This window comes from Sinorhizobium fredii USDA 205 (assembly GCF_001461695.1).
In the GTDB taxonomy this organism is placed as follows: domain Bacteria; phylum Pseudomonadota; class Alphaproteobacteria; order Rhizobiales; family Rhizobiaceae; genus Sinorhizobium; species Sinorhizobium fredii.
The window spans coordinates 24,551-48,970 of sequence record NZ_AUTC01000144.1; the positions used below are offsets into that span (position 1 = coordinate 24,551).

The 24,420-nt window shown below is 64.7% G+C and carries 16 protein-coding genes and 3 pseudogenes; 12 read left to right on the forward strand and 7 right to left on the reverse strand.

The genetic code is table 11. The features are described from left to right. Window positions 1-50 precede the first annotated feature (50 nt). The gene (locus N181_RS17855; RefSeq protein ID WP_037401244.1) at window positions 51-836 is read left to right on the forward strand and encodes a ThuA domain-containing protein; all 786 of its coding nucleotides are present in this window, start codon (window positions 51-53) and stop codon (window positions 834-836) included. 11 nt (window positions 837-847) lie between these two features. Continuing rightward, window positions 848-1,936 carry a Gfo/Idh/MocA family protein gene (locus tag N181_RS17860; protein WP_037401241.1) on the forward strand — a complete coding sequence of 363 codons (1,089 nt, stop codon included), beginning with the start codon at window positions 848-850 and terminating at the stop codon, window positions 1,934-1,936. Window positions 1,937-2,117: 181 nt separating this feature from the next. On the opposite strand, the gene N181_RS17865 is transcribed toward N181_RS17860, so the two are convergent. After that, window positions 2,118-2,474: an SPW repeat protein gene (locus N181_RS17865; RefSeq protein WP_037401238.1), complete on the reverse strand. Its 357-nt coding sequence runs from the start codon at window positions 2,472-2,474 to the stop codon at window positions 2,118-2,120. Between the two features lie 390 nt (window positions 2,475-2,864). On the opposite strand from N181_RS17865, the gene N181_RS17870 reads away from it, so the two are divergent. Then, window positions 2,865-3,707, forward strand: a complete 843-nt coding sequence (locus tag N181_RS17870; RefSeq protein WP_037432835.1) for an AraC family transcriptional regulator — start codon at window positions 2,865-2,867, stop codon at window positions 3,705-3,707. On the opposite strand, the pseudogene N181_RS17875 reads toward N181_RS17870, so the two are convergent. Both N181_RS17875 and N181_RS17880 read right to left on the reverse strand, forming a co-directional pair. Continuing rightward, a pseudogene (locus tag N181_RS17875) lies at window positions 3,708-4,304 on the reverse strand (LysE family translocator). 7 nt (window positions 4,305-4,311) lie between these two features. Continuing rightward, window positions 4,312-4,722 (reverse strand): DUF2000 domain-containing protein, encoded by a 411-nt coding sequence (locus tag N181_RS17880; RefSeq protein WP_037432838.1) that lies wholly within the window; start codon window positions 4,720-4,722, stop codon window positions 4,312-4,314. 372 nt (window positions 4,723-5,094) lie between these two features. Between N181_RS17880 and N181_RS17885 the strand changes: the two are divergent. Then, window positions 5,095-7,674 (forward strand): annotated as a pseudogene (locus N181_RS17885) (hybrid sensor histidine kinase/response regulator); the annotation flags it as partial. Beyond that, window positions 7,646-8,301: pseudogene (locus N181_RS17890) on the forward strand (response regulator). The pseudogenes N181_RS17885 and N181_RS17890, both read left to right, overlap by 29 nt. Window positions 8,302-8,351: 50 nt before the next feature. Here N181_RS17890 and N181_RS17895 read toward each other — a convergent pair. Beyond that, entirely contained in the window at window positions 8,352-9,599 is a 1,248-nt protein-coding gene (locus N181_RS17895) for an ABC transporter substrate-binding protein (protein WP_037432936.1), read from the reverse strand. Window positions 9,600-9,622: 23 nt separating this feature from the next. Then, window positions 9,623-11,725, reverse strand: a complete 2,103-nt coding sequence (locus tag N181_RS17900; protein ID WP_060563635.1) for a putative bifunctional diguanylate cyclase/phosphodiesterase — start codon at window positions 11,723-11,725, stop codon at window positions 9,623-9,625. Between the two features lie 886 nt (window positions 11,726-12,611). On the opposite strand from N181_RS17900, the gene crcB reads away from it, so the two are divergent. Together crcB and N181_RS17910 are read left to right on the forward strand one after the other, a co-directional pair. Next, on the forward strand, window positions 12,612-13,001 hold the full coding sequence (crcB, locus tag N181_RS17905) for a fluoride efflux transporter CrcB (protein ID WP_037432939.1): 390 nt from the start codon (window positions 12,612-12,614) through the stop codon (window positions 12,999-13,001). A 408-nt stretch (window positions 13,002-13,409) separates the two neighbouring features. After that, window positions 13,410-15,269 carry a methyl-accepting chemotaxis protein gene (locus N181_RS17910; RefSeq protein ID WP_037432943.1) on the forward strand — a complete coding sequence of 620 codons (1,860 nt, stop codon included), beginning with the start codon at window positions 13,410-13,412 and terminating at the stop codon, window positions 15,267-15,269. 137 nt (window positions 15,270-15,406) lie between these two features. Here N181_RS17910 and N181_RS17915 read toward each other — a convergent pair whose 3' ends face one another. Together N181_RS17915 and N181_RS17920 are read right to left on the reverse strand one after the other, a co-directional pair. Further along, on the reverse strand, window positions 15,407-16,168 hold the full coding sequence (locus tag N181_RS17915) for a hydratase (protein ID WP_162267714.1): 762 nt from the start codon (window positions 16,166-16,168) through the stop codon (window positions 15,407-15,409). Window positions 16,169-16,196: 28 nt separating this feature from the next. Further along, window positions 16,197-17,249, reverse strand: coding sequence for a LacI family DNA-binding transcriptional regulator (locus N181_RS17920; protein WP_037432950.1), 1,053 nt, complete (start codon window positions 17,247-17,249; stop codon window positions 16,197-16,199). A 189-nt stretch (window positions 17,250-17,438) separates the two neighbouring features. Here N181_RS17920 and N181_RS17925 point away from each other — a divergent pair, with 189 nt between their 5' ends. From N181_RS17925 to N181_RS17945, 5 genes are all read left to right on the forward strand, one after another. Continuing rightward, window positions 17,439-17,990, forward strand: coding sequence for a TRAP transporter small permease (locus N181_RS17925; RefSeq protein ID WP_162129720.1), 552 nt, complete (start codon window positions 17,439-17,441; stop codon window positions 17,988-17,990). Between the two features lie 108 nt (window positions 17,991-18,098). Then, the gene (locus N181_RS17930) at window positions 18,099-19,379 is read left to right on the forward strand and encodes a TRAP transporter large permease subunit (RefSeq protein ID WP_037432952.1); all 1,281 of its coding nucleotides are present in this window, start codon (window positions 18,099-18,101) and stop codon (window positions 19,377-19,379) included. A 38-nt stretch (window positions 19,380-19,417) separates the two neighbouring features. Next, window positions 19,418-20,431, forward strand: a complete 1,014-nt coding sequence (locus tag N181_RS17935; RefSeq protein ID WP_037432954.1) for a TRAP transporter substrate-binding protein — start codon at window positions 19,418-19,420, stop codon at window positions 20,429-20,431. Between the two features lie 73 nt (window positions 20,432-20,504). Next, window positions 20,505-21,332 carry an HpcH/HpaI aldolase family protein gene (locus tag N181_RS17940; protein ID WP_037432955.1) on the forward strand — a complete coding sequence of 276 codons (828 nt, stop codon included), beginning with the start codon at window positions 20,505-20,507 and terminating at the stop codon, window positions 21,330-21,332. Between the two features lie 531 nt (window positions 21,333-21,863). Next, window positions 21,864-24,407: an NAD-dependent epimerase/dehydratase family protein gene (locus N181_RS17945; RefSeq protein ID WP_037432959.1), complete on the forward strand. Its 2,544-nt coding sequence runs from the start codon at window positions 21,864-21,866 to the stop codon at window positions 24,405-24,407. The last annotated feature ends 13 nt before the right edge of the window (window positions 24,408-24,420 follow it).

Below are 24,420 nucleotides of genomic sequence, written 5' to 3' on the forward strand. Positions count from 1 at the left end.
CGAACAGCGGGCACCCCGCGGCGGATGCCCCAATCAGCAGGAGAACGACCTTGTCTATCAACACCATCGTATGGGGTGAGAACATCCACGAGCAGACCAATGCCGTCGTGCGGGAGATCTATCCGGACGGCATGCACAACACCATTGCCGCGGCGCTGAACACCGATCCGGCGATCAAGGCGACGACGGCGACGCTGCAGGAGCCGGAACATGGGCTCAGCGAAGAGCGGCTGGCTTCGGCCGACGTGCTTCTGTGGTGGGGTCACAAGGACCATGGAGCCGTCGACGACGCGATCGTCGAGCGGGTCGCCAAGCGGGTCTGGGAGGGCATGGGGCTGATCGTGCTGCATTCCGGCCATTTCTCCAAAGTCTTCAAGCGGCTGATGGGCACGCCCTGCGCGCTTAAATGGCGCGAGGCGGGCGAGCGCGAGCGCGTCTGGGTGGTCAACCCGCGCCATCCGATCGCCGAAGGGCTCAGCGACAATTTCGTCCTGGAGTATGAGGAAATGTATGGCGAGCAGTTCTCCGTGCCGGAGCCGCTGGAGACGGTGTTCATCTCCTGGTTTGCCGGCGGCGAGGTGTTCCGCTCGGGGCTGACATGGCGGCGCGGCGCCGGCAACATCTTCTATTTCCGTCCCGGCCACGAGACCTATCCCACCTACCACGATGAAACGGTGCAGCGCGTGCTGCGCAATTCGGTAAAATGGGCCTGCAACCCTCAAGGGTCCTACAAGGCGATCCACGAGGCGCCGAACGTGCCGGTGGAAAGTGCGCTGGAGCCGATCGTCGAGCGCGGCCCGAAACTGCACGGCGCCGGTGAAGCTGGCTACAGATGAGGAGGCTGCCGATGCGTCTGCTGATACTCGGAACCGGCGGCATGGCAAACAGCCATGCAAACGCCTTCGCCAAGATAGACAGCGTCGAAATGGTCGGCGCCGTTGATGTCGATCCAAACCGCGCCAGAGCCTTTGCCGCCCAGCACGGCATCGAGCACATCTTCACCTCGCTCGAGGAGGCGATCGCCTGGGGGCAATTCGATGCCGCAACCAACGTCACCCCCGACAAGGCGCATCATCCGACGACGCTGGCGCTGCTTGCCGCCGGCAAGCACGTGCTCTGCGAGAAGCCGCTGGCGGAGAACTATGAAAAGGCCGCGGAAATGGCCGCGGCGGCCGAGCGCTCCGGCCTCGTCGCCATGGTCAACCTCACCTACCGCAACGTGGCGCCGCTTCAGAAGGCCCGCGAACTGGTGCTTGCCGGGGCGATCGGCGAGGTCAGGCATCTGGAAGCCTCCTACCTGCAGAGCTGGCTGGTGTCGAAGGCCTGGGGCGATTGGGCAAGCGAGTCGCAATGGCTGTGGCGCCTTTCTACCCGGCACGGCTCGAACGGCGTACTCGGCGATGTCGGCATCCATATCCTCGATTTTGCCGGCTACGGGGCCGGCAGTTCGGTCGAGCGGGTGTTCGCGCGGCTGAAGACCTTCGACAAGGTGCCCGGCAACCGGATCGGCGAATACGACCTCGATGCCAATGACAGTTTCGCGATGACCGTTGAATTCGACAGCGGCGCCATGGGCGTCATTCATGCAAGCCGCTGGGCGACCGGCCATCTCAACGAACTGCGGTTGAGGCTGCATGGCGACAAGGGGGCGCTTGAGGTGATCCACACGCCGGATGGCTCAAGCCTCCGGGCCTGCCTCGGGCCCGATGTCGAAAAGGCGATCTGGCGGGAGATCGATGCGGGCACCGTTCCGACCAACTACGAGCGCTTCGTCGCTGCGGTTCAAGCCGGGCAGTTGGTCGAGCCCAACTTCCGCCATGCCGCCGACCTGCAGAAGGTCCTCGATCTGGCGATCGAGACCGAGCGCGAACGGCGGGAACTCGGCGTCGCCGACATGGAGTGGGTCCAGGACGGGCGGCTCGCCGTCGGCGGGTGAAGCAAAGGTGCTCCCGCCTTCCCGTGATCCGCAAGGCGGGAGATCAGGGACCACGGCTTCGGTTCAAATCGAAGCCGTGGTGCTTTCGATCATTTCGCCGTTTGAAACGGCGAAATGATCAACTCCTTGGATTGCGCAATTCCGGACGGAGTACCGTTATCCACTTTTCCTAGAAATTGCTCTAGGCGTGCATGTGGTGACGATAGTCCCAGACTGCCCAGGCGGCGATTGCGGCGATGAGCACGCCGAGGATGACGTGAGTCCACATCGCGTTCACATTCGCCATGAAGCCGAGCATCCAGGGAGACACGATCAACCACAGGCCGATCACCATATTGGCCCATTCCTCCCATTCGGCGAAGGCCGAAAGGGTCGCGACCGCCAGGGCGCCGAGCACGATCGCGGCGATCCAGGCGTTCCAGGTCGCCGTCGTATCCGATGCGAAGCCGATGACCCAGGGAGAGAGGAACAGGCAGACTGCCAGGACCAGATTGGCCCAATCCTGACTTCTTCTTCCTGCCATGAGAGTGTTTGGCATGACAACCTCCACGTATGAAGCTTGATCAAAGCGTCACCACTCTCGTGCAACACACGTTCCAGCTCCGGTCGTTTGGGATCGCACGGTTACCGTAACGCCTTGAATTGCTGTTGTAATTTTATCCTGAAATCGGTTCCAATACAAGGAATCCCGCAATGTGCGGTTTTTGCAGGTTATTCCGCTTGCGCATGATCTTTGGGGACCGCCGAATCGGCGGTCGTGCGCAGGTTGTTTCGGCCTCGGCACCGCGCGTTCTTGCCAGCCGCGACGACGTTGAGGCCTTCCGTCCGGGCGGAAAACGAGCCGGCGCGAGGCCATTTGTCTGTGGCGTGGAACTGTCCTATGACGTTTGCTCACCGAAACCGTCCCTCTTCGCAATGCGAGGCCAGCATGGCTCACCGGCCCGTCGATGCACACGCCTTCTGGCGCGATCCGGCACTCCCCTTCCTGGAGGCGCGCCAGGTCGCCGACGGGCGCGCCGTCTGTTACGGCCTCCACAGTCACCGGACCTTTTCGATCGGCGCGGTCACCAACGGCCGCAGCAGCTACCGCAACGGCCGCCACCGCCACGACGTTGCGGCGGGCACGGTCGTTCTGATGAACCCCGAGGACGCCCATGCCTGCAACCCGCTTTGCGACGTGCCGTGGAGCTATCGGATGCTCTATGTGGACATGGCATGGTTGACGGAGATACAGCAGGTGGCGGACTTCACCCCCTATGCTGCCGTGGCGAGCACCGATCCCCACCTCTATCGCAGCCTCGACCGAATGTTCGATGTGCTCTTCGACGCGGAGGTCGAGGTGCTCGCCAAGGAATGCGCGGCGGCCGCCTTCTTCGGCGACCTCGACAAGCGCCTCGAGAAAATTGAGGTGCCATTGGCGATGGCAACGCCCCACATCGATCGAGCCGCCGACTTCATCACTGAGCATTGCACGCGCCGCCTGCGGCTGACGGAGATCGCCGACGTCTCGGGCCTGTCGCCGTCCTATCTCGTCAGGGCCTTCCGGGCGCGCCATGGCATGACGCCCCATGCCTACCAGCTCAACCGCCGCATCCAGTACGGGCAGGGCGAGTTGCGTCGCGGCCGGCCGATCGTCGACGTGGCGCTATCGGCCGGCTTTGCCGACCAGGCCCATTTCCAGCGGGTCTTCAAGCAGCATGTGGCGGCGACGCCGCGCCAATATGCCCGCCCGGCGAGCGGCTATGCGGCCGCCGCAGAACCGCAACCGTGATCAGCCCTCGAAGGCGAGATAGACGGCACTGAGTGCGATGAGCGCCGCCATGGCCCGGTTGAAGGCGCGCACGCGGCCTGCATCGTCGAGGCAATGGCGCAGGCGCGCCCCGGCATAGGCCCAGGCGGCGATCGAAGCATAGCAGATGACGAAATAGAGCGCCGCGAACAGCCAGATCCGGAGCGGCCCGCTGCCCATGCCGAAGGCCCCCATGCCGGCGATCGCGGCGAGCCAGGCTTTCGGATTGAGCCATTGTTGCGCGGCACCGGAAAGAGCCGAGGGCAGCCGCGGCGCCTTGCCGTCCGCAAACCGCCCGTCGTCCCTCCAGAGGTTTCAGGCGAGATAGATCAGGAAGGCGACGCCGGCCGCGCCGATGAGCTTCGACGCCGCCGGCCAGCGCAACAGGAGTTCGGCAAGGCCGAGCCCGCTCAGCAACAAAAGCGCCGTGAAGCCGACGGTGGCACCGGTCACATGGCCCATGCTGACGCGGAAGCCATGGCGCAGGCCGGTGGCAAGGGCGACGATGTTGACCGGTCCCGGCGAAATCGAGGCGACTAGCGCAAAGGAGCTCATCGACAGATATAGTGCGAGCGACATCGGCCACCTATTTCATTAGCGGCAGGTCGCCGGTCAGCGACCGGACCAGCCTGGCGGGGCCGTGAAGGCAAAGGCCGAGATAGCGCAGATGATCGTGCCGCATTTCGCCGATGCCGAGCTCGTAGGCGTCATAGCTCTTGGCGCGCTGCGCCGCCTCGGTCACGTCGATCACTTCAATTCCCGATGTCGCCTGCGATGCCGCCCGTTTGCGGAGCTCCATCAAACCGTCGGTGTCCGACATCAGGATCGGCATGACGATGGTGGTGATGCCCTGGTGGCGGTTGCCGTCGGCGTCGAGGACGGCATGGCCGATCAGATCCGGCCGCTCCTTGCCAAGGGTCATGGCGAGTATGGCGGCGGTGTTGGCGATCAGGCCTCGCGGCAAATCCTGGTCGATGATGAATGCGCAGCGTGTCACGTGTCTTCCTCAAGCGTGGTCTCGGTCACCCGGAACGTATGGACAAAGCCTGCCCCGGTTCTTGAAGGAAATTGCCCTGTCGATTTTGCGTCGCGGCCGGAGCACACTAAAAAGTTGTATAGGGCAGCGCCCGTGATGCTGACGATCAAACGGTTTGCTGAACGCCGGATGCTCGTCGACACGGCAAGCCGGTCCAGCGTTGTGCCACGGCGCGAGGCATGACGATTTCAACCATAAAACGCAGTATAGCTGCATTTATTCGAAAATTTGCAATCACTAATAGTTGTATTGAAGTCTTTTCATCTTGCCGATCGTGTCGTATGGAGGCTCCAAGAATAGTGAGCCGAATAAATTAAACGCCTTTAAACAGGCGCGCCCCTGATGGCGCTGATCGCCTTCCTCGGCGGATTCTCGGCGGCGACGGGCATGGTGATCGTCGCCTCGGTGGCGCTGAGCACGATGCTCTGCAACGACGTCATCGTCCCCTTGCTGCTGCGCTCGCGTCTGGTCGGGCGCAGCGGCGCGATCTGGCCGTCGCCTTCGGCGCTGCTTCTAGTGCGGCGGGTCTCGGTCGCAGGCATCCTGCTGCTCGCCTACATGATGAACCGTCTGGTCGACCAGGCCTATCCGCTGACCGTCATCGGGCTCCTTTCCTTCGTTGCGATCGCCCAGTTCGGCCCCGCCTTTCTCGGAGGCTTGCTGTGGCGGCGCGCCAAGGGCGCGGGGGCAGTGGCAGGCATCTCCACCGGCTTCGCCTTCTGGATCTACACGCTGCTGCTTCCCTCGATTGCGCCGCTCGTGCCCGCCGTCGACGCCCTGGTCGCCAACGGGCCCTTCGGGCTCGCCTGGCTCAGGCCACAATCGCTGTTCGGGGTTGCCGGCCTCGATCCGATTTCGCATGCGACGCTTTGGAGCCTTGGCGCCAATCTCTTGGTCTTTGCAGCCGTGTCCTTGCTGGCCGATCGTTCGCCGCTCGAGCGCCTCCAGGCGGAGGCCTTCGCCGAAGGGACCCCGGCGCGGCCGCCGCCGCTCGCCTCCTTGCCGCTCGTCACGCGCCTCGACGACCTGAAGACGTTCGCGGCTCGTTTCGTCGGCGCCGAGCGCAGCGCTTCCGCCTTCGAAGACTTCGTCGAACAGCGCCGCTCACGGAATGATGGACTTGCCGACACGGAAGCGATGCGGTTCACGGAGAACCTGATTGCCGGCGCACTCGGCGCGGCGTCGGCCCGTGTGGTGATGGCCGCGGCGCTCGAAAGCCGCTCGCTGTCGCGCAAGGCAGCCGTGGGGATGCTCGACGAGGCATCGCAGGCGCTGCATTTCAACCGCAAGCTCCTGCAAGGGGCGCTCGAAAGCGTGCCGCAGGGAATTTGCGTCTTCGACGCCAACCTCGCCATCGAGGCGTGGAACGCCCGCTTCCTGACCCTGCTCGACCTGCCGCGGGATTTGATCCGCGTCGGCCTGCCGCTCGCCGACCTCGTCGACTTCAACCGCGAGCGAGGCGAATACGACGCCGAGGACCTCAAGGCACTGCTCGTCAACCGCGATCTCGCCAAGCAGTCCTGGCCCTATGTCTACGAGCGCAAGCGGCCGGACGGCATGGTGCTGGAGATCGCCTATGACCGCATGGCGGAGGGCGGCTACATCTCGACCTATACGGATGTGACCGAGCGGCATCGGGCAGCGGCGGGGCTGCGCCGCGCCAATGAGGAACTGGAGCGGCGCGTCCAGGAGCGGACGCAGGCGCTCGAGCAGGCCAAGGCCGAGGCGGAGCGCGCCAATATCGGCAAGACCCGCTTTCTCGCCGCGGCGAGCCACGACCTGCTCCAGCCGTTGAACGCGGCGCGGCTCTATCTGGCGGCGCTCGACGAGAGCCTGCGTCTGAAGCCCGACGACGCCGCAAAGGACCTGCGGACCGAGGAGCGGGCGCTCGCGAAGAATGCGGCAGCGGCACTTTCATCGACGGAGCGGCTGCTCGACGAGCTCCTGGACATCTCGTCCTATGATTCCGGCGCGGTCCGGGCGCAGCCCGTCGATTTTTCGGTCGGCTCGCTTCTCGCCCAGCTCGAGTTGGAATTCTCCGCCATGGCGCGCCAGCGCGGCCTGACGCTCAAGGTTGTTGCCTCGACGCTTTCGGTCCGTACCGACCCGCAGCTCCTGCGTCGCGTGCTGCAAAACCTGCTCTCGAACGCCATACGCTACACGCCAAGGGGAAGAGTTTCGCTCGGGTGCCGGCGGCGCAAGGACGGGTTGCGTATCGAGGTCCGCGACACGGGCATCGGCATCGCGCCGGAGCGCCAGAAGGAGATTTTCGAGGAGTTTCGCCGGCTCGATACGGGCGAGGAGCGGGAGAAGGGGAGCGGCCTCGGACTGGCAATCGTCGAGCGCATCTGCCGCTTGCTCGATCTGCCCCTGGAAGTGCGCTCCCGCCCGGGCCACGGTACATGCTTCGTCGTCACCGTGCCGCGCGCGGCAGGAGGCGCCACGGCCACCGCTGCCGAAAGGACCGCAACGCCTTTAGTGGCGAGCCACACTGCGCTCACCGTGCTCTGCGTCGATAATGACGAGGCGATACGCGCGGGTTTGTCAGCCTTGCTCTCTCGCTGGGGACATCGGCCGATTGTCGCGAGCGACGACGTGACGGCGCTTGCCAATTGCGACGGCCGGGTGCCAGATCTGGTGCTTGTCGACTATCATCTCGACGGCACGACCGGCGTAGAGGTGCTGGGCGGGCTGCGCAAACACTGGGGCGGGGAGGTGAGGGGCCTGGTGATCACCGCGGACCGCGGCGAGGAGGTCGGCGCCAAGGCGAAGGCGCTGGGCTGCGAGGTCATGGCGAAGCCGGTGAAACCGGCCGCCTTGAGACGATATCTGGATGCCGTCGCCCTGATCAAGGGCGCCGGACTGGAGGGGGAGGAAGAGGAACATGAGCACGCGCATCGTCATCGCGGATGACCACCCGATGGTTCAGGCAGCCTTGCGCAGCGCTCTCGTCACGGCGCTGCCGGACCTCGATCTGATCGCCTGCCGGTCGGTCGACGAGGTTCTCGAGGTGCTGTCGAGCGATTGGCGGGAGGTGGATCTCGTCCTTCTCGACCTGACCATGCCCGGCACGGATGGTTTCGCCGGCCTGTTCCTCCTGCATGCCCATTTTCCGACTCTTCCGGTGGCGATCGTTTCGGCCAGGCAGGACGCAGCGACGATCCAGAAGGCGATCACCTTCGGTGCCTCCGGCTATATTCCGAAGTCGCTCGACTTGCCCGAAATGGCGAGCGCGATCGGCGCCATCCTGGAGGGCGAGACATGGACGCCGCCGCGCTTCGGGGCCGAGACCGCCGATCCGGATGCGGCGATGAGCGCCCGCCTCGCCTCGCTGTCGTCGCAGCAATTGCGCATCCTGACGAAGATCATCGAGGGCAAGCTCAACAAGCAGATCGCCGGCGAGATGGAGATCGCCGAGCAGACCGTCAAGGTGCATGTCTCGGCGATCTCAAGAAGCTCGGCGTCGTCAGCCGCACCCAGGCGGCGGTGACGTGCGAACGGCTGCTGTCGACCAGCGCGCGCGACTCGGCTAAGCCGTAAACCGCGGGATCGATCCATGGGCCTCTCGGTGATGATCGATTTCCTCCCGCTCATTGGCGGTTGACGATATCGTAGAGGCGCTGCTGGGCGGTCTCTACGGACATGCTTTCGTCGTTGAAGAACGCGGCCAGTACGCCGATCCAGCCTTCCGACATCTGCGTCGGCATGGCCATCGACTGGGCGCTGACGCCGCTTTTCTGGACGATCTTTTGCAGACCGAGCCGGCCGCATCGGTCGAGGCCGCTCGGATCGACGTCGGTGCGGACCGGCAGAGAGCCCTTGAGACGGCTGAAGGCGACCTGATTTTCGCGATCGAGCACCATCCGCGCGAAGGCGCGCTGCGCCTCGGCGGCGTCTTCGCGGTTGGTCAGCGGAAAGGCGAAGGCGTCGATGACCATGAAATAGGCGATCTCCGTGCCCGGCATCAGGCTGCAGCCGAAATCCTTGTCGACGGCGTAGCCGCGCGCCACCAGCTCGCCCTTTGCCCAGTCGCCCATGAACTGCATGCCCGCCTTGCCGCTGCCGACTGCGGCGGTGGCGTCCGCCCAGGTCGTGCGCTCCCGCGCTGCGGCCGGTTCCGCATAGCGGGACAGACGCCGCAGCATGTCGAGCGCCTCGGCCACGCGCGGATCTCTGACCAGCGCCGGATCGCCGCGGATGATCCGGGTGTAGCCCTCGGCACCGAGCTTGGAATAGAGGATGCCGTTGAAGATCAGGGAGATCTCCCAGGGGCCGTCGCCGAGCGCTATGGGCAGATGGCCGGCTTCCCTGATCCTGTCGGCGGCGGCGAAAATCTCGTCCCAGGTTTCAGGCGCCTCCAGGCCGACCTCGCGAAAGATGGCCTCGCTGGTCCACAGCCAGTTCTCCGCGTGGATGTTGGTCGGCGCGAAGAACACCGTGTCCTTGTAGGTGATGCGATCGAGCACGGTTGCCGGCAAGACGCGACGCCAATCGTCCGCCGTCGCGACCTCTTCGATGTCGAGCACGATCCCCATTTCCGGCAGCTCGCGGGACCCTTCGTTGGCATTCCACTGCATGACGGCGGGCGCATAGCCGTTGGCGATCCGATCGCTGACGATTCTCTGCACCGCCACCTTGTTTTCCGCCGGCAGGTCGATCCACTCATGGCCGGCCTCGGCCCATGCCTTTCGCAACACGTCAAGTGCCGCCGACTCGCTGCGCGAGATCCAGAAATGCAGGACATCGACGGCGCCGCGGTGATCGGCGGCCAAAGGTGGATGTGAACTGGCCGCGAGCAGGGCCGCCGCCAGGCAGGCTCTCTTGATTGTTCTTCTCATCACGTCCTCCATTCTTGAAACGGTTATCGCAGCGCGAGCCGCCGCCGCGACGCTGCCGAAACCCCGGCCGCCACGCGCCGGTCGATCGCGGCCGCCTGCTGCGGCAGCCGCTTGCCTGCAAGGGCGGCCGGCTCGGGCCTGGCGAAATGGTATCCCTGGCCGACGTCGCAACCGGCGTCCGTCAGGAAGCGTCGCTGTCCTTCCGTCTCGATGCCCTCGGCGACGCAGCGTTTGCCGAGGCTCTGGGCGAGGTGGATCATGGCCCGGATGATCTGCTCGCTGCGGGCGTCCTTGCCGATGCCGTCGACAAAGCTCCGGTCGATCTTCAGTTCGTCGAAGGGGAAATCGCGCAGATGCACGAGTGAGGCGAAGCCGGTGCCGAAGTCGTCGAGCGAGATCGAAAGGCCGTGCTGGCGGAAACGGGCCACCGTCGCCAAGATCTGATTGGCCGAGCGATTGAGAAAGACGTCCTCGGTGATCTCCACCGCGAAATCGCGCCATTCGAGGCCGTTCTCCCGAACCGCGCTGGCGAAAAACTCGTAACCTTCCTGGCCGACGAGCAGGATCTCGGGGAGGTTGATCGATACTGGGCCGGGAGCCAGCCCGGCCTTCTTCCAGGCCCTGAGATCGCGCCCGACGGTCGCGATCACGGCGCGGGTCATGCCGCGGATGAGCTGCGTTCCTTCCATCAAGGGCAGGAAGCGGCCGGGGGCAAGCAAGCCGAGCTCGGGATGCTGCCAGCGCACCAGCGCCTCGAAGCCCAGATGCGCGCCGGTCGGAAGGTCGACCTTCGGCTGGTAGTGCACGACGAATTCGTTGCGGTCGGCTGCAAGGACGAGGGCAAGCGAGAGCTGGTTCTCTTCGAGCCGCCGCGCCAGCGCCGCTTCGTCGAATATCACGGTGGTGTTGCGGCCGCCCTTCGCCGTGTAGAGCGCGAGGTCGACAATGCGCATCAAGCCGGCCTCGTCCGCGGCGTGATCCGGCACGATCGCGCCGCCGATGCTGGCGGAGACCTGCAGGTTGCGTCCGTCGAAGGGGATGTCGGCGGCGATCGCCTCGATCGCCCGCTCGGTAATCGATTCGAGCGTCGACGCATCGCGGATTCCGGGCAGGAGCACGGCGAACTCGTCCCCGCCGAGCCGGGCGATGACGTCGCTGGCGCGCAGCGTCCTTTGAAGGGCGCGGGCGACGTGGCGCAGCACCGCATCGCCGGCCGGATGACCGAGGCCGTCATTGATGCTCTTGAAGCGGTCGAGGTCGACAAGCAGCATGGAGAAGCCGGCGCCGCTCCGCTCCAGCTCGCCGAAGAGATTGCCGAGGGCCAGGTTGAAGGAAGAGCGGTTGTTGAGACCGGTCAGGGCGTCGGTGTGGGCGAGAAGTGTCAGCCGTTTCTCGAAAGCCATGGTCTGGCGATGCTCGTTGCGCAGCTTCTTCAGGAGCGGGCTGAACAGAAAGGTGCTCGCCAGAATGACGGTGGCGGCGATCAGCGCCAGCAGACCCGTGCTGATCAGCTTGGCGTTGTCGATGCTGACATGGCTGCGGTCATGCGCATGGCGGATCAGGTCGGCGAACTGGCGCGTCAGCATGCTGTCGGTAGCGACGGCGAAGTCGATCGGGCCCCAGAAGGAGTAGCGCTGCCGGCGGTCCTCGGCGCTGGCCTCGGCAATCCGCGTCGCCCGCCCGAGAAAGTCCTCCAGCCGGGCATTGAGTTCGCGACGCAGTTGCACCGTAAGCTCGTCGCGCGGGTTGAGCCGCTCCAGGAGGTTGCCGCTGATGCTCCGATCCAGATCGTGCAATTCAGCCTTGATCGCGCGGATATCGCCGATGGCCCGATGGATATCATCGCTCATGGGAATGATGATGTATTGCGGCAGGGTGGGATCGGCTGAAGCCCGCATCAGCGCCCGCGTCTGGTTGGCGAGCTGCTGGAAGCGGATGAACTGGTTGCTGGTCAGGAAGCTGATCTTCTGCTGCAGCGAATGGCGGTCAAGAGCGACCAGCATGGTCAGATAGGTCGCGGTGATCAGCAGCGTCATCACGATGACGGCATTGAGGTAGTGTCGCCCGATCGACCGAATGTACTGCTCGACCGATTGCCGAGGCTTGCTCAGCGGTTTTCCAATCATCTCGTCAGCCCGTCCCGCTCCCACCTCTGTTGCCCCGCCATGCTTCGGTCAGGTACCGGTTCTTGGCCGTTGTTCGCAGGCAGGCTTCAAGCTGTGCTGCGACAAGGCGGCCAGGATGCGGTCAAGTTCCGCGGCAACACGGAGCATGCGAGCCCTGGCGTTTTCCAGGTCGGCGACGCGGACGCGCTCCTTGGTCGTTCTGGGTGGAAAAACAGCGATATTCGACACGTATGACTCCGGATGCGAGTATTGATGGGTTTGAGGGCGTCCGCCCTGACCCTGGTTCTCTCCCCGCGATCGGGAAGACGAGGTGATCAGGCGCCGCTGCCCCTGCTCCCCGTCGGGACGGGAAGGGGTACGGCGAGGGGAAGGAAGGCGATCTCCCATCCCAAATCGTAGAGCCCAGAACTCTTCACACTCGTCGAGGGCCACCGCCGTTCGAGCACACAGCTTCCCATCCGCGCTCGGTACGGAGCGCGGCCAGTCTGTCGTCGAAATCATGCGGTCTTTTGGAAATCCGACGGGCTCATCCCGCTGGAGCGAACGCACGTGGCCGATCGCCTCTATGAACCGCCACCAGATACCTTGTCGAACACCGTCCGTCGGTTGCAGTGACGATTACTATCGCAATCATCACTCAAGCGGTCTTGAGTAAAGAAACGCTTAAATACAATGCAGGCCGCTTAGATCGCGGCGGAATGTGGACAGGCCGGTGCAGAAAGTGGATAGACAGTGCTCCGTCCTGAAACGGTACCGCGCGCCAATGGAAGCCCTGCCCAGCGGAAAGGCCCGCAACGCGCCGCCGCGCGGCTTGTGGCGATTGTCGGCGGCGGCTTGTCGCCCTATGGTCCGAGCCTCCGCGTCGCAACAGGGAAGAAGTACAATAATGGCCTATCTGCTGGTATTCCTCGGTGCCGGAATGGGCGGCGCGATGCGCCACGGCGTCAATCAGTTCGCTGCTCAGCTGCTGGGTGTCGCCTTCCCCTTCGGTACCCTGGCGATCAACGTCGCCGGCTCCTTCGCGATGGGGCTGCTTGCCGAATACCTCACCTTGCACGGCCAGCTGCCCCAGGAGGTGCGGCTGTTCCTGGCGACCGGCGTGCTCGGCGGCTTCACGACCTTTTCCGCCTTCTCGCTCGACGCGATCAGCCTCTATGAGCGCGGCGAGTGGATGGCCGCGGCAATCTACGCCGCGTGCTCCGTGGTCTTTTCGCTCCTCGCGTTGCTTGCCGGGTTGATGCTTGTCCGCATGCTGGCGGCAGGCCAGGCGGCGTGATCGCCCGTCAGGAATTTTAGAAATAACTATTATAGCAAGTGGAATTATTCACCATTTCGAAACCAAGAAGTGCCATTTCTTGAGGCAGAACGGAGCGGTGTGACGCTCTCTTGATCCGCCATGAGGGCGGGTGGGCCCCGAGGCGCTACTGCATGTTTCCTTAATCGGAGCCGATTAAGGACAAAAACATGCAGCAGTTCAAAGCGCTACAGCGACCTTTGTGCGTCTGAAGAGACGCACGGCGCTGAAGTCGCCCCCGCGGGCACTGGTTTTTCACTGCACAGGAAGGTTTTCGACGCGGGCTCGGCATGCGCCTGCGCGCCTCCCTTGATTCGTTGATTCTGAGGGCATGCAAGCGGAATGAGGCCGCGGGACAGCGGCAATGTGTCAAAGGACAAGGAAACATCGATGAGCCACTTCAATAGCTTCGGGATCGCCGCGCGCCTGGCCACAGGCTTCGGCTTCCTGCTTCTCATGATGGTCGGCTTGACCATCTATTCCGCCGTCCAGGTGGAAGAGATCAACGGCGACCTCGTCACCATCAACGACGTGAACAGTGCCAAGCAACGCTTTGCGATCAACTATCGCGGCAGCGTCCATGATCGGGCGATCGCCATTCGCGACGTCACGCTGGTGACCTCCGCGGAGGACCACAATACCGCGGTCGCCATGATCGCGAAACTCGCTTCCACCTACGCCGAAAACGAGAAGCGCATGGCCGACATGATCGCTTCCGGCGCGAGCGATCAGGAAAGAGCCATCCTCGCCGAAATCGCCGCCATCCAGGCGAAGACCAATCCGCTCGTTGCGGACATCATCGCTCTGCAGGAAAAGGGCAATGGCGAGGCGGCGCGCAAGATCCTGCTCGAGCAGGCCCGCCCGCTCTTCGACGCCTGGCTCGGCGCCATCAACAAGTTCATCGACCATCAGGAAGCCCTGAACAAATCGATCGGAAGCCAGGTGCGCGGTGCCGCGAACGGGTTCGAATCTCTGGCATTCTCGGCGCTCGGCGTCGCTGCCCTGCTTTCGATCGTCGCTGCCGCGCTGACGGCGCGCTCGATCATCGGCCCGCTCTCCAAGCTTCAGCTGTCGCTGAAGGCGATGGCTGAAGGCGACTTGACGGGCGACCGGCGCCTCGAAGCGCGCCGCGATGAGATCGGTATGCTGGCCCGCGCGGTCGCGGCGCTTCGGGATGCGATCTCCGCGAAGGCGGAGCGCGAGGCGGATCAGGATGCTGCTAGGGCGATTTCGGAGCGCCAGCGCCTCGAAGAGGATGCGAAGCAACGCAATGCCTTGGCCGATCAGACGGGTCAGGCCGTCCATCAGCTTGCCGCCGCCCTGCAAAAACTGGCCGACGGCGACTTGACCCAAAGGATCGACACGCCGTTTATCCCCTCGCTTGACAAGGTGCGGCTCGATTTCAACGCCGCGGTCGAACGGCTGCGCGAGGCGATGCAGGCGGTCGCCGAAAATGCCAGCGCCATCGCAGGAGGCGCGCAGGAGATACGGTCGGCCTCCGACGATCTCGCCAAGCGCACGGAGCAGCAGGCCGCCTCGGTCGAGGAGACCGCCGCCGCCCTCGAAGAGATCACTACCACGGTTGCCGACTCCAGCAATCGCGCCCAGGAGGCCGGGCAGCTCGTTCGCAAGACGAAGGACAATGCGGAGCGATCCGGACGCGTCGTGCGCGATGCGGTCGACGCCATGGGCAAGATCGAAACCTCCGCCGTCGAGATCGCCAATATCATCGGCGTCATCGACGAGATCGCGTTCCAGACCAACCTTCTCGCCCTCAACGCCGGCGTCGAAGCGGCGCGCGCCGGCGAGGCCGGCAAGGGCTTCGCCGTGGTGGCCCAGGAGGTGCGTGAACTGGCGCAGCGGTCCGCCAAGGCCGCCAAGGAGATCAAGGAACTGATCAATACCTCGAACGACCACGTCAGGAACGGCGTCGCCCTCGTCGGCGAAACCGGCAAGGCATTGCAGGAAATCGTCGAGCAGGTCCAACAGGTCAACGGCAATGTCGGAGCCATCGTCGAAGCCTCGAAGGAGCAGGCGATGGGGTTGAAGGAAGTTAGCACCGCCGTCAGCACCATGGATCAGGGGACGCAGAAGAACGCGGCCATGGTCGAGGAAGCGACGGCCGCCGCCCACGGTCTCGCCAAGGAGGCCGACGCGCTGTTCCAACTGCTGCGCCAGTTCGACATCGGCGCGGGGAGGGCGTCAAATCGGATGCCGGCCGCTTCGAGCGCGCGCCAGATGGTCGCCTGAGGCGGCGCTGGCGAAGCAATGGCAGGGGTTCTGAGGTCGGGGATCGCTCAAGGTCGCCCCCCTCTGCCCGGCAGGGCAGAGGGGGGTATCTTCATCCGCGCCCGATTTTCGCCGCTACGCTTCGAACGGCTTCGGCTCTATTCGAACCGGACCGACAGGTTCCACCTGCCATCGAGCTTCACGTCGAGGCGGCCGGGTGAAGCGACATCGAGGGCACCGCAGAGGCTGCCGGTGGTGACGATCCCTCCGGCAGCGAGCGTGTCTTCAGCCCTTTGCCTTTCATTGGCCCAGCCGACCAGCCAGGCGAGCACGTCACCCGCCGGGTGATGGGCTTCGCCTGAAAAGAGAGTGGCTCCGCCGAGGCTCACGTCGAGGGGCCGTCCCTCCGCGCCATGGAGAAGGTCGCGCGGCAGTTCAGGCCCGAGCGCATAACCGGCATTGCCGAGACGGTCGGCGAGGAAGAGAAGGAACGGTGCCTTGCCGCCTTCCGCGACGCGGCTGTCGAGAACCTCGACCCCGAGGTGGACGGCGCCGATGGCGGCGATCACCGCGTCGCGGCTGTAGCCGTTTTGACGCGGCGGCAGGCTCGAGGCGAGACGGACGCCGATCTCCGCCTCGACGCGCAGGCCCTCGCGCCAGTGAAAGACGGCAGGCGGCGCATCCGACGCGGCGATCGCGATCGGGGAGAGGCGCCCGGCGACGCCGACGCCTTCGGGCGAGCGGGCCACCTTGTATCCCGCCGCAGTCGCGTCTTGGGGCGCGACGAATGCGGCCTGCACGGCGGTCGCCTCGGCAATGGTCTCGGGTAACGGCAATTCGGCGGCAGCGATGCGATCCTTTGCAGTCGCAAAGCGTCGGGCGACATCGACGGCATCGAAATAGCGTGTAGCGTCGGTCATGGCGATCATCCGTGTTGCGAGGAAAGGGTCAGGCGGCGGAACGGGCGGCCGCACCGGTCGATGCCCTGAGGATCAGGCGGCTTTCGAGCGGCGGCGGCGGTGGGGGCTGCCGTCCGGCAAGGCAGGCCAGCAGATAGTCGGCGGCCCGTTGTCCGATTTCGGCATTGTCGACGCGCATGGTGGTCAGCGGCGGGTCGGTCTGTTCCGCCATCGCCACATCATCGAAACCGGTGATGGAGAGGTCTTCCGGCACGCGAATGCCGAGCGCCCGCGCCTCGATGAGCGCGCCGATCGCCAGCGCGTCGTTGCCACAGACGACCGCCGTCGGGCGCGGCCCTGGGGCTTCCATGATCGAGCGCAGGCTTTGCCGGCCGAAGGCGATGCTCGCCGGCCCCTCGCGCACATGCTGCGGCCTCAACGCCACGCCTTCTTCAGCAAGAGTTGCGCGCAGGCCTTCGATCCGCGCCACGACGCGATCGTTGTCGATCGACGGCTGGTGGATCAGCCCGAAATCGCGATGGCCGAGATCAAGCAGGTGGCGGGCGATCCGGCGAAAGGCGGCGGCATTGTCGAAGCCGACGCTCGGGTGAGGGGAGCCGGGCCGGTGCGAATAGGTGACGACATAGGGGACACCACGCGCCGCGATCGTCTCGAACAGGCCGGGACGGTGTGACTCGCCGACGACCGCCAGCGCTTCGACGCCGCGCGCCAGCATCGTGCGGACCTGGTTGGCGGCCTGATCGGCATCGTAGTTCGAACAGCCAATCAGCACCGTGACGCCTTCCGCGGACAAACGCGTCTGCAAGGCGCCGACCTGCGAAGCGAAGACGTCGTTGTCGAGCGTCGGAATGAGGGCGCCGGCAAGCCAGGTGCGGCGGCTGGCGAGCGCCGCGCCGGCCGGGTGCGGCATCCAGCCCAGTTCGGCCGCGGCCTTCAGCACCTTTTCGCGAATTTCCGGGGCAACTTTTTCCGGCGCATTGAAGGCGCGCGACACCGTGGCGGTCGAAACGCCGGCGAGCGCCGCCACGTCGAGGGCGCGGGCCCCCGCCTGTCCGTTCCGCTCTCTTCCTCCACGTCCCATTTGGAATCGATCTCTCCTCAATCGATTAGATATGTATACGGTTACATGCGCTTTTCCAACCCTTTTACTTTCCGTTTGACACACCGCATGAAAGTGCTATGTAAGCGCTTACATTCTGATTGGCTTTCCGGAGGCGGTCATGTGCCGAGGCGCAGGACCGGGATAGTCTTTATCGGAGGAGGAGCTATCTTGATCGCGATCCGCAAATTCCTGCTGAGCCCCATGCAGTTCCTGCTTGCCGCTTGCCTTGCGGCCATGCTGGTTCTGGTCTTCGGCAATGTCGTGCTGCGCTATGCCTTCAACACCGGCATTTCCGTGTCGGAGGAGCTGTCGCGCCTGCTGTTCGTGTGGGTGGTCTTTCTCGGCGCCGCGGTGACGTTGTTCGAGCAGGCGCATCTCGGCGTCGATACGCTCATCCGGCGCCTGTCGCGCAAGGGCCGGCTCTTCTGCTTCGTCCTCTCCAACCTGCTGATGCTCTACACGACCTGGCTGATCTTCTCCGGCACCTGGCAGCAGTTCGGCATCAATCTCGGCATGACGACGCCGGTCATGGGCATTTCCCAGGCCTGGTTCTTCGCGCCGGTGCTGATCTTCACGGGTTTCGCGGCCGCGTGGTTCTGTATCTCGCTGCTGCGGTCGCTGAGTGGGCGGATCAGCGACGAAGAGCTGATCGGCGTCAGGGAGTCGGAAGAGGATTTCGATATCCAGCAGATGCCACCCGGCAGCGCGCCGCCGCGCTGAGTTTGTTGCCCGAGCCGTCTCAATACGCCGCACCGGCGCTTCCGAAAATTGCAGCCGCGACCGTGGGGTGAGTTCTCCCTTGAGCACAGTGGCAAAGGTTGGTCCGCGATGACAATTCTGGTCTTCATCACAGCCCTTCTCGCCGCCATGGCGATCGGCATGCCCATCGCCTATGCGCTGCTGATCTGCGGCGTGGCGCTGATGGTGCAGCTCGCCATGTTCGATCCGCAGATCCTGGCGCAGAACCTCGTCGGCGGTACCGACAGCTTCACGCTGCTCGCCGTTCCCTTCTTCATGCTGGCGGGCGAGGTGATGAATGCCGGCGGGCTGTCGAAGCGGATCGTGTCGCTGGCGCTGACGCTCGTCGGACATGTGCGCGGCGGGCTCGGCTACGTGGCAATCATCGCGGCTTGCGTTCTCTCGGCGCTTTCCGGCTCTGCGGTCGCCGACGCGGCAGCCCTCGGCGCACTGCTGGTGCCGATGATGGTCAAGGCCGGTCATGACAAGGCGCGCTCCGCCGGCCTCGTCGCCTCGGCCTCGGTCATCGGCCCGATCATCCCGCCGTCGATCGCCTTCATCCTCTTCGGCGTCACCGCCAACCTGTCGATCTCGAAGCTCTTCATGGCCGGCATTGCGCCGGGCCTAATGATCGGCATGGGGCTTGCCGTCGCCTGGTGGCTGATGGTGCGCAAGGAAGAGATCGAACTCAGGCCGCGCGCAACCAGGGCGGAGCGGCTGAAGGCGCTGCGCGAAAGCCTCTGGGCGCTGGGACTGCCGGTGATCATTATCTTCGGGCTGAAATTCGGCCTGTTCACGCCGACCGAGGCCGCCGTCGTTGCCGCGGTCTATTCGATCCTCGTCGCCACCTGCGTCTACCGCGAATTGAGCCTTTCCCAGCTCTACGCTGTCTTCGTCTCTTCCGCCAAGGTAACGAGCGTCGTCATCTTCCTGGTCGCGGCCGCGCTCGTCTCCGCCTGGCTGATCACCATCGCCGACCTGCCGGGGCAGGTGATCGAACTCCTGTCGCCCTTCATGGACAGCCCGAAGCTCCTGATGCTGGCGATCATGATCCTCGTCGTCATCGTCGGTACGGCGATGGACATGGCGCCGACCATCCTGATCCTCGCGCCGGTGCTGGTGCCGGTGGTGCAGGCAGCCGGCATCGACCCGATCTATTTCGGCGTGCTGTTCATCATCAACAATTCCATCGGTCTCATCACGCCGCCGGTCGGCACCGTGCTGAACGTCGTCGCCGGCGTCTCCCGTCTCAACATGGAAACGGTGATCCGCGGCGTCACGCCCTTCATGGTCGCCCAGCTCATCGTGCTGGGGCTGATGATCGCCATTCCCGAACTCGTCACCTGGCCAGCCGCCTGGCTGGGGCGCTGATTTTAGAAAAAATCGCATCGTATCAAGGAGGAAACGACATGCGTAAGACTTTGATGGCAGTGATAACCGGTCTGATGCTGGCAACCGTCGCGCCGCTCTCGGCAAGCGCCGAGATCAACGAGCAGACGATCCGCTTCGCCAGCGCCGGCGCCGAAGGCTCGCCGCTCGTCATCGGCCAGCGCAAGTTCGCCGAGATCGTCAAGGAAAAGAGCGGCGGCAAGATCGACGTCAAGGTGTTCCCGGCCGGCATGCTCGGCGGCGACCTTCAGTCGGTGACAGCGCTGCAGGGCGGCCTCCTGCAGATGTCCGTCATGAATGCCGGCCTGATGGCGAGCCTTGCGCCCGACTTCGCCGTGCTCGACCTGCCGTTCCTGTTCGAATCGACCAAGGAAGCCGACGCGGTGATGGACGGCGAGGTCGGCAAGACCTTCGCCAAGCAACTCGACGACAAGAATCTCGTCGTGCTCGCCTATTGGGAGCTCGGCTTCCGCAACCTCACCAACAGCCGCCGCCCCGTCGAGAAGGTCGACGACATCGAGGGCCTGAAGATCCGCGTCGTCCAGTCGCCGATCTACCTGGAAATGTTCCAGGCGCTCGGCGCCAATGCGGTGCCGATGCCGTTCCCGGAGGTCTATACGGCGCTCGAAACCGGCACGGTCGACGGCCAGGAAAACCCGGCCCCGAGCATCCTGACCGCCAAGCTCAACGAGGTGCAGAAATACATCACGCTGACGCGCCACACCTATAATCCGATGGTGCTGCTGTTCTCGAAGCCACTCTGGGAGAAGCTCGACCAGGAGGAGAAGGACCTGCTGCAGGCCGCCGCAACCGAGGCGGCCACCTTCCAGCGCCAGCTGTCGCGCGATGCCGACCAGAAGGCGGTCGACGCGCTTGCCGCCTCCGGCATGACGGTCACCAAGCTGCCGCCCGAGGAAATCGCCCGCTTCCGCGAGAAGACCAAGCCGGTTGCCGATAAATTCGCGGCTTCCGCCAACCCGGAGCTCGTCAAGGCGCTCAACGAGACGATCGAAAAGGTCCGCGCCGCAAATTGAGGCCATCCACACCGGCCGGGAGCGTGAAGGCGCTCCCGGCCCCTTTCCCCGTCAAATTCGAGGCTGACTGTCCATGTACACACAAAACCGCCTGAAGGCTCACCTTGCCGCCGGTCACGTCGCGTTCGGATGCTGGGTCGGCGGCGGCTCGCCGACCAATGCGGAAATTCTCGGCCATGCCGGCTTCGACTTCCTGCTCGTCGACCATGAGCATGGTGTCGGCGAGACCAGCGAGATCATCGACACGTTGCGCGCCATCGAGACGACGCCCTCGCCGGCGCTGGTGCGGGTCCCTTGGAACGACCATGTCTTTCTGAAGCGGGTGCTGGACGCCGGCGTGCAATCGGTGATGATCCCCTCGGTCGATACGGCGGAAGCGGCGCTCGCCGCAGTCAGGGCCTGCCGCTACCCGCCGGACGGCATCCGCGGCTATGCGGCGGGGGTCGTGCGCGCTTCGACCTTCGGGCTTGAGCCCGGCTATATTCACAAGGCCAATGAGAACATGCTGATCGCCGTGCAGATCGAGTCCTTTACGGCCGTCGACAATGCCGAGGCGATCGCGGCAACCGAGGGCGCCGACATCATCTTCATCGGCGTCAACGATCTCGCCGGTTCGATCGGCCGCCTCGAGCAGACCGGCCATCCGGAGGTGCGCGAACTGGTTCAACGCGCCGAGAAGGCGATCCTCGCTTCAGGCAAGATCATGGGCACCGTGCCGAATGCCGGCGCCTCCGTCGCCGAACTGATCGACAGCGGCTATCGCGTCATCGCCGGCCCGCACGACGTGGCGCTGCTGCGCGACGCCGGGCTCGCGGCGATGGCCGAGTACCGGGCGCTGCGGCAGGCGGAGAAGAGCGGCCAACAGGTGGGCTCGTCGTCGCACCTGCAGAAGTCCTACTGATCGGAACGCCCGCCGGGGCCGCCCCGATGGTCTTGGGTCCGTCCAGGACTGTCGGGATGCCCCTCGGCTCGTACTGTGGGTCACGAGCCGCGAAGTGGAAATGCGGGTGTCGAACGCCTGCGCACCGCGTCGGATTTCCTCGAGCTGTGATGGGGGAAGGAAGTCGGTGACGGGTACGACCTTGCAGCAGGATATCGGCACGGCGCGGGTCAGCCAGTCACCTCCGTGCAAACAGCGTTACGTCATGGCCGAGCCAGACGAGTACTTTGGCAAGGTAGTGAACGATCCTTTTCGTTCCGCCGTAAAGCTGCGGCAGAACACGTCTTGCCAGCCGATCTGGGCAATTTCATTGATAGTACTGCGTGGTCGAGCGAACTGCTGCGGGAGGCGTTGGCTCGGGAAGGCAGGGCGGAATTCACCGGCAACAAAGACCCGATAGCCGCTGTTGTTCCCGCAGTGCGCAGTGCGGCCCTTCGGAACCTTCCCCTTCAAAGGGACGTTTGCAGCAAAACTCCCGCGAAGGTTTCAAGAATGCCGAACGATACAGATCGACCGACCGTCCTCATCACCGGCTCGAGCGGGTTTCTCGGACAGGCGATCGCCGGCGGCCTCAAGGACCGCTACCACGTCATCGGCTTGGACGTGGCTGCACCGAAAGGCTCGTCGGACCGCCTTGAGACGATCGAGATCGACTTGACCTCCGACGACAGCGTCGGGTGGGCGGTGGCGGAAGTGGGCAAGCGAAGCGGCGGCCGCGTCGCCTCGGTGATCCATCTCGCCGCTTACTACGACACGACCGGCAAGGACGACCCGAAATATGACGCAGTCAATGTCCAGGGCACGCGCCGGCTTCTCACTGCACTCAAAGGCCTGGAGACCGAGCAGTTCATCTTTTCCAGCACTTTGCTGGTGCATGCGCCGAGCCCGCAAAAGGGCGTGCGGATCAACGAGGACTCGCCGCTCGAACCGGCCTGGGCCTATCCACGGTCGAAGGCGGAAACCGAAGCGGTGATCGCCAAGGAGCACGGCCAGATCAACACGGTGATCCTGCGGCTCGCCGGCGTCTATGACGAGGATTGCCGTGCGGCCTTCATCGCCCAGCAGATCGCCCGCATCTTCGAGCGGCTGCCGACCGCCTATCTGTTCACCGGCGATCTCGCGGCCGGCCAACCCTATCTACACAAGGACGATCTGGTCGACGCCTTCGTGCGCTCCGTCGACCGCCGCGCCGAATTGCCGGCAGAGAGCGTGATGCTGATCGGGGAGGAGGAAACGCTTTCCTACGGGGAAATGCAGAAGCGCATCGGCAGGCTTCTCCACGGCGAGGACTGGCGCACCTTCGTCCTGCCCAAGGGGCTCGCCAAGACCGGGTCGTGGATGCAGACGGAGGTGCTCGATCAGGAGAGCGACATCAAACCGTGGATGATCGAGAATTCCGACGACCATGTCGAGATCGATATATCCCGCGCCCGGAACCTGATCGGCTGGGAGCCGAAACACAGCCTCTCCCGCACCTTGCCGGAGATGATCCGGCGCCTCAAGCAGGATCCGACCGACTGGTACGAGAAGAACAAGCTCGAACCATCGGTCGTGGCAGCTTCGGAACCGGAGATCGAGCAGGCAAAAAGGCGGCTCGATGCGCCGCTGGAGCGCAGCAGCAGCCAGGTCGAGGCCGCCGTGGAGCGCCAGCGGCTGCGCACGCTCTGGGCGCCGATGGTGAATGTCGCGCTGGGTCTGTGGCTCGTCGCCTCGCCGATGACGCTCGGCCTTTTCGATCCTGTCGTCGCCGCGCCACCGCCCGCCCTCGGGCACGAGATCGCGGCGGCCGACATCCGCAATGCGCGTCTCGGCATCAGCGAGATCGTCTCGGGCTTGCTCGTCGTGGTGTTTGCGCTTCTAGGCATGTATCGCCGCTGGACCTGGGCGCAATGGATCACGGCAGCGCTCGGCGTATGGGTCATGCTTGCGCCGCTGGTCTTCTGGACGACCAGTGCTGCAGCCTACTCCATAGACACGCTTGCCGGCCTGCTGATTCCGGTCTTCGCCGTCATGATCCCGCCAACGCCCGGCATCAGCAGGCGGGCGTTGGCGGCGGACGACGACCGGCCTCTTGGCTGGAGCTATTCGCCTTCCGCCTTCACGCAACGCATTCCGATCGTGGCGCTCGCCTTTGTCGGCCTGTTCGTCTCGCGCTACCTCGCCGCCTATCAGATGGGGCATATCGACAGCCTCTGGGACCCCTTCTTCGGCCCGGGCGGGGCTTCTGTCCGCAATGGCAGCGAAGCGGTGGTGACATCCTGGGTCTCGAAGGGCTTCCCGATCGCCGATGCCGGATTCGGCGCCTTTGCCTATGGGCTCGACATCCTAGCGGGCGCGATCGGCGATCGGCGCCGCTGGCGCACTATGCCGTGGATGGTGCTGCTCTTCGGACTCTTGATCATCCCGCTCGGCGTGGTCAGCGTTTCCTTCATCATCATCCAGCCCCCGCTGATCGGCGCGCTCTGCACGCTCTGCATCGTCCAGGCGGCCGTTACGGTCGTGCTGATCCCCTATTCGATCGACGAGGTGCTGGCGGCCGTCCAGTATCTCTGGCGGGCGACAAAGGCTGGCGAACCGTTCTGGCGGACGTTCTGGATGGGCGGGCCTGCCCTTTCGGAAAACCAGTCGCCGGAGCCGGATCTCGACCGGCCGGCATCCGAGTTCATCAAGGAATTCCTCACGAGCGGCGTGAATTTTCCGTGGACGCTGGTGACGAGCGTGTTTCTCGGGGCGGCTCTGATGGCGACGCCGTTGATCTTCGGCAGCTCGCCGCCGCTCTATTACAGCGACCATGTCGTCGGCTGCCTCGTCATCATGATCGCCGTCACCGCGATGGCGGAGGTGGCGCGTCCGGTGCGCTTCCTCAATGGGGCGCTCGGCGCATGGGTCGCGGCGTCGCCGTTCGTGCTCTCCGGCGGCGGCGCGGTTGCAAACTTCGCGGATGCCGGGCTCGGACTGGCCCTCATTGCCCTCAGCCTGCCACGCGGGACGCGCAGCGAGGAGCATTATGGTGGCTGGGATCGGGCGATCGTCTGACGTTGCGCCGATT

Coding starts and splice junctions, on each gene's coding strand:
- N181_RS17860 (WP_037401241.1), top strand. CDS start 848: ATGCGTCTGCTGATACTCGGAACCGGCGGCATGGCAAACAGCCATGCA.
- N181_RS17865 (WP_037401238.1), bottom strand. CDS start 2,474: ATGCCAAACACTCTCATGGCAGGAAGAAGAAGTCAGGATTGGGCCAAT.
- N181_RS17870 (WP_037432835.1), top strand. CDS start 2,865: ATGGCTCACCGGCCCGTCGATGCACACGCCTTCTGGCGCGATCCGGCA.
- N181_RS17895 (WP_037432936.1), bottom strand. CDS start 9,599: ATGAGAAGAACAATCAAGAGAGCCTGCCTGGCGGCGGCCCTGCTCGCG.
- N181_RS17900 (WP_060563635.1), bottom strand. CDS start 11,725: ATGATTGGAAAACCGCTGAGCAAGCCTCGGCAATCGGTCGAGCAGTAC.
- crcB (WP_037432939.1), top strand. CDS start 12,612: ATGGCCTATCTGCTGGTATTCCTCGGTGCCGGAATGGGCGGCGCGATG.
- N181_RS17910 (WP_037432943.1), top strand. CDS start 13,410: ATGAGCCACTTCAATAGCTTCGGGATCGCCGCGCGCCTGGCCACAGGC.
- N181_RS17915 (WP_162267714.1), bottom strand. CDS start 16,168: ATGACCGACGCTACACGCTATTTCGATGCCGTCGATGTCGCCCGACGC.
- N181_RS17920 (WP_037432950.1), bottom strand. CDS start 17,249: ATGGGACGTGGAGGAAGAGAGCGGAACGGACAGGCGGGGGCCCGCGCC.
- N181_RS17930 (WP_037432952.1), top strand. CDS start 18,099: ATGACAATTCTGGTCTTCATCACAGCCCTTCTCGCCGCCATGGCGATC.
- N181_RS17935 (WP_037432954.1), top strand. CDS start 19,418: ATGCGTAAGACTTTGATGGCAGTGATAACCGGTCTGATGCTGGCAACC.
- N181_RS17940 (WP_037432955.1), top strand. CDS start 20,505: ATGTACACACAAAACCGCCTGAAGGCTCACCTTGCCGCCGGTCACGTC.
- N181_RS17945 (WP_037432959.1), top strand. CDS start 21,864: ATGCCGAACGATACAGATCGACCGACCGTCCTCATCACCGGCTCGAGC.